The organism is Photobacterium sp. OFAV2-7, assembly GCF_022347985.1.
Classification (GTDB): Bacteria; Pseudomonadota; Gammaproteobacteria; order Enterobacterales; family Vibrionaceae; genus Photobacterium.
In genome coordinates this window covers 1-4,569 of record NZ_JAKRFQ010000395.1, presented here as the reverse complement: position 1 = coordinate 4,569, position 4,569 = coordinate 1, and the positions used below count along the sequence as shown (strand labels likewise).

Here is a 4,569-nt window from a genome sequence, read left to right as displayed (position 1 = left end):
GCTGTTCTCTTTCAAGGTGGGGTAGCGTTGATTCTACCTCTTTCCTAAACGCCAATGCTTTAGACTCGGCTTCTTTTCTTGAAGCCTTTTGTTTTTTATCCTGTAGGCGTAACTCTTCATTTTTATCTCGTCTGCGTTTGTTCCAAGAGTTAAGCCAATATAAAAACTCGATGATTATATGGGAAAGACTGTAAGCCGTAAGCACTATAATGTATGGGGTTAGGTCACTTGGTAGCCCTCTAGAAGTAATGAAAGTACTTGTGAAGCTCCAAAAAAACACTAGAAAAAGCACTAAAACAAATAGTTTTAAGGCTGTCTTAACTGAAGTTACAGCTGTTACAAGCTTTAGAATCCATTCTGGCACTTTGTCACCCCATGAAGAAATGTAAGGTGAGGAATTATATCATTTTTTCGCAACGCACAGTAAATGGTATACGGATTGATGAATATCGTAATATCAACTCACTCTATGAGAATAAGTATCTTAAATGGTGGAGTTCTTCAGGTTAATATACAAAGATTTGCCATATCTCAACTAATCCGTATTTTTCTAATTTAGCAAAGTCACTGACTCACTTTTGTCCACTTTCACGTTAGCAACTCAATAGTCGCATACAAAAAAAGCAACGATACTGGCTACACTAGCAAGCAATCGTGGTCACATTACCATTGCAATTCATGTCATCATGCGGTTAAAGCATGGCATGATGTCGAAATATTGTGGCTTTTTGAGCCAGTGTAACGCTGTGTTAGTCTATGTCCGGATTATTATGCAACGTTGTAGAACACGCTGAAATGAAGAATATGATCATCCGTTCGAAGTCGATATCAGAGCTGCATGAAGGCATGGGACAGGGTAAGCCTGCACATCCTCTCATTACGATAGTTGATACAGAAAATCTATCGTACGGAGAAGAATTAATTGGCATGAAGGTCACGTTGAACTACATAATAGAAGAGACATATCGATTACGGTCATTGTTAAGAACCAAAAAGGGAAGTCGCTCGACTTCCCTTTCCTTTATCGGTTGAGTTATTTGAACTCAAATTTACCCTTCATGATCGCCCAGTGGCCAGGGAAAGAACAGAAGAACGAGTAATCGCCTCCCGGAGTCATTTTTTCAGTGCTGAAGGTGATAGAAGTGCTTTCACCACCACCAATAATTTTAGTGAATGCGTAAACGCGTTCGTCGTTTGGTTTAACGTAGTTATTTCCTAAGCCAGCAGACATACCTTCTGTACCTACTGCTGACATGTTTGCCGTGTCTGTAATCACTACGTTGTGACCCATTGATTGTGCTGGCATTTTGCCGATATGGTTCAGCGTCAGTTTTACTTCTTTACAGGTTGCTGGAACACTCAAAGTTTTGGTCAAAAACTGCATCTTATCGTTGGCATCGACGGAAACCTCACACTCGGCACTTGCTTGTGCGCCAAAACTCATTCCTACTAGTGCGAAGGTTGCTGCTACTAAACGTAAAGACATATAACACTCTCCATATTTAATTTTATGGCTGACTTGCATTTAAGTATATCAAATGCATCTTATTATCATCTACTCTCTGACTCGAAATCGTGCTTCAATCCGGATATTGACGTTTTGTTATAAAGTTATACTTATTTCTTTCACTACGAGATCATTTATCAACCGGGCTTTGGCTATCAGAATTGACCCACTTTTATGATGAACTCGAAAAAGAGGGGATTCATATAGATATCGTCAGCCCGAAAGGGGGAAAAGTACCAATTGACGGCAGAAGTCTGGGGCGTTTTACCTTAGATAAGGCGAGCAAAAAGCGTTATGAAGACCGTGAGTTCATGGCGTTATTAGAAGATACAAAACCACTTTCAACTGTCGACTGGCGAGATTTCGACATTCTGTATTTTGCTGGTGGTCATGGTGCAATGTGGGACTTTTCTGATAACGGTGAGCTCCATACATTGACTCGTAAAATGTATGAAGATGGGAAAATTATCTCGGCCGTGTGCCACGGTGTTGCAGGTAATTCAAGGTTAATAGATGAAAAGCGGCTGCTAATGAGCCGCATGTTCACCGTTTGGCAGTTGAATTATCAGGAGGCATTAAGCTGATACTGTTCTCTGGGCTTTACCATTTCTCGCCAAAAGCACGTAAATCAAGCTCAAACGTCCAGGCCTGAGGCGGTTGTTGTGTCAGGAAGTAAACCGCATCGGCAATTTGAGCCGGGTTCATAAAATACTCGTCAGGGTATCTCGGCATTGGTCTGCTTGGCTTGACCATCCCATCAAGAACGACATACGAGACGTGGATTTTTTGTGGCCCCAGGTGTTTCGCCATGGACTGTGCCAGCCCGCGTTGTGCTGCCTTGGCTGATGAAAAAGGTGCTGAATTTGGTCCTCCTTTAACCGAAGCTGTTGCGCCAATCACCACAATGTTGCCGTTTTTATTCAGCTTCATATCGGGCAGAACTTGCTTTGTTGCCAGAAACAGGCCTCTGGCGTTGATCTCCCAGCTCGCCTGGAAACCTTCTAGTGTGGCTTGCTCGATGTTGGAAAATTCGCCCGCTCCGGAGTTGTATACCAGTACCTCAACTGGCCCTAACTCCTCGCGGATCTGGTCAAAGACATTCTGATGATCCTCTGGCTTTTGAACGTCATAGCAGTATACGTGTGAGCCTTCAATTGTGGCCGAGATGGTTTCCAGTTTCTGTTTATTACGGGCACAAAGTGCTACCTGATAACCTTCTGCCGCGAATTTTCTTGCGATCTCTGCACCATTACCAGGTCCGACACCGACCACTACGCAGACGCCTTTTTTCATAATGTGCCTCATTAGCTTTTGAATTTCATTGTTGAGCTCATGTGTATTGGACTGCATTTGTCCAATTACACATGAGCTGGCCCAGGTTGAATCAATACTGAGTTTAGGAGTTACAGCGCTCTGGCAAACATAGCCCAGAACATGACTCTTACATGAGATTTCGCGACAATGTCGAACTCTTCTTCTCTGCCTTTACGGTATTTTTCAGCCATTTTTGCGTGAGCAAAGTCAATGATTTCATTGGTATATCCGGCATACCAAGAGAATGGTGACTCACCTTTGAAGTGATCCGAGAAATTGGCTTTTGCCAGGCCTTCATGAATGTATTTCTGTACATCCAGGATATAGTCCTGAACAAACTTAACGTCTGCTTTGTAACCCAGGTTACTATGTCCCGTGACCATCACATCCCAATCAAGGCCCATTAAGGCATCAATATCATTTTTGTATGCGATGGCATCTTCTACGTTGGAAAAGCTTCTGAATTCAAGTTGATCTGGGTGCACTAAATCAATGGCATGGATGATTTTTCGACCCTTGTCATTAATCAAGAAGGCTGTGTTGTCTTGCGTATGGCCGTTAAAGTCCGTAAAGGTTTTAAAATAGTGCCCCTCAAACTCTAGGCCATCTGTGATGATCTTGGTCACTGGTACTGGCATGGTCACATTGTGGGATATCAGGGCATCACGCACTTCTGCCGTACCGTAAATATCGATATTAGCATCGCCAAGTAGTTTGAGTATTACACGTGAATCACCTACGTGGTCAGCATGGGCATGCGAGTAAACGATGGCACTCAGAGGTTTGTCGGTAATGGATTTGATAGCCTTCAGCAGGCGTCTAGCAGTACCGTGAGGTGCATCAATCAGCAGAACGCTTTTCTCGCCCACCAGTACAGTCACGTTGTAGTTAGATATGGATACCCAATATACGTTTTCGCTCAAGCGTTGAATTTCATAAGGTTTAGTAAAGCGTTCAACGTGGCTACCTTCGACCTTCTGGTGATGAACCGCAATTTCAGTGGGTGATGCGGGTTTGTAGATAAACTCAGATGCTTGGACATTTACTGCTGTAAACAGCGCTAATGCGCCAAGTAATGCTTTTGTGCCTGTAATCATTTTTGTTCTTTCCAATTTAAGTAAATGCTGAAGAAGTGTTGATGACGACCTGTTAGTACACAACACTCGGTTAGTATGCTAAGGTTCTCAGGTGTCATTAATACCCTTAGTATCTTTTGGGAACTATAGGATTCAGATGTACTCAAATCAAGTAAGTACAAATTTGTAAGATAGTATGGTCGAGGTAACCTATGGCTAAAAACAACGAGTTACAGACAGAAGAAATTGATAATAATTTGGTTGGTTGCCCAATGACATCGGTAATGAATGTTATCGGAGGCAAATGGAAGGTCATTATTCTCTTCCATCTACGCGACAATACGCTGAGGTTTGGCGAGCTGAAAAAGCGTATACCTAACATCACGCAAAAGATGCTGACTCAGCAATTGCGCGAGCTGGAAGCTGACGGTCTCATTACCAGAAAAGTGTATGCGGAAGTTCCACCAAGAGTGGAATACAAAAGCACGGCATTGTCAGATGAGCTAAGACCTATCCTGGATATGCTGTGCGAGTGGGGGCAGAAGCAAAAGAGCCAACAGAATTTATCGTAACGAGTGCTCTGGCCTTGTTATTAAAAAGCCACGATAACTGTTTTTAGTCAGTATCGTGGCTTTTTGATTATTCTAATCTGCAATTAACTTTCAAATGAAA

The 4,569-nt window shown here is 42.7% G+C and carries 5 protein-coding genes and 1 pseudogene; 2 read left to right on the top strand and 4 right to left on the bottom strand.

Going from position 1 to position 4,569, the window contains the following annotated elements:
* Together MHN01_RS17510 and azu are read right to left on the bottom strand one after the other, a co-directional pair.
* Positions 1-364 (bottom strand): annotated as a pseudogene (locus MHN01_RS17510) (hypothetical protein); the annotation flags it as partial.
* Between the two features lie 669 nt (positions 365-1,033).
* Entirely contained in the window at positions 1,034-1,486 is a 453-nt protein-coding gene (gene azu / locus MHN01_RS17505; RefSeq protein ID WP_239412515.1) for an azurin, read from the bottom strand.
* A 182-nt stretch (positions 1,487-1,668) separates the two neighbouring features.
* Between azu and MHN01_RS17500 the strand changes: the two genes are divergently transcribed.
* Entirely contained in the window at positions 1,669-2,091 is a 423-nt protein-coding gene (locus MHN01_RS17500) for a type 1 glutamine amidotransferase domain-containing protein (RefSeq protein WP_239412514.1), read from the top strand.
* 16 nt (positions 2,092-2,107) lie between these two features.
* Here the strand turns inward: MHN01_RS17500 and MHN01_RS17495 are convergent, their stop codons facing one another.
* Together MHN01_RS17495 and MHN01_RS17490 are read right to left on the bottom strand one after the other, a co-directional pair.
* Positions 2,108-2,800 carry an SDR family NAD(P)-dependent oxidoreductase gene (locus MHN01_RS17495; protein WP_239412513.1) on the bottom strand — a complete coding sequence of 231 codons (693 nt, stop codon included), beginning with the start codon at positions 2,798-2,800 and terminating at the stop codon, positions 2,108-2,110.
* A gap of 110 nt (positions 2,801-2,910) precedes the next feature.
* Positions 2,911-3,918: an MBL fold metallo-hydrolase gene (locus tag MHN01_RS17490; protein WP_239412512.1), complete on the bottom strand. Its 1,008-nt coding sequence runs from the start codon at positions 3,916-3,918 to the stop codon at positions 2,911-2,913.
* A 191-nt stretch (positions 3,919-4,109) separates the two neighbouring features.
* On the opposite strand from MHN01_RS17490, the gene MHN01_RS17485 reads away from it, so the two are divergent.
* On the top strand, positions 4,110-4,469 hold the full coding sequence (locus MHN01_RS17485) for a helix-turn-helix domain-containing protein (protein WP_304622871.1): 360 nt from the start codon (positions 4,110-4,112) through the stop codon (positions 4,467-4,469).
* Positions 4,470-4,569: the final 100 nt, after the last annotated feature.

Bases quoted from the DNA above. Each gene is read 5' to 3' on its own strand.
- MHN01_RS17495 (WP_239412513.1), bottom strand. From the start codon at position 2,800: ATGAAAAAAGGCGTCTGCGTAGTGGTCGGTGTCGGACCTGGTAATGGT.
- azu (WP_239412515.1), bottom strand. From the start codon at position 1,486: ATGTCTTTACGTTTAGTAGCAGCAACCTTCGCACTAGTAGGAATGAGT.
- MHN01_RS17490 (WP_239412512.1), bottom strand. From the start codon at position 3,918: ATGATTACAGGCACAAAAGCATTACTTGGCGCATTAGCGCTGTTTACA.
- MHN01_RS17485 (WP_304622871.1), top strand. From the start codon at position 4,110: ATGGCTAAAAACAACGAGTTACAGACAGAAGAAATTGATAATAATTTG.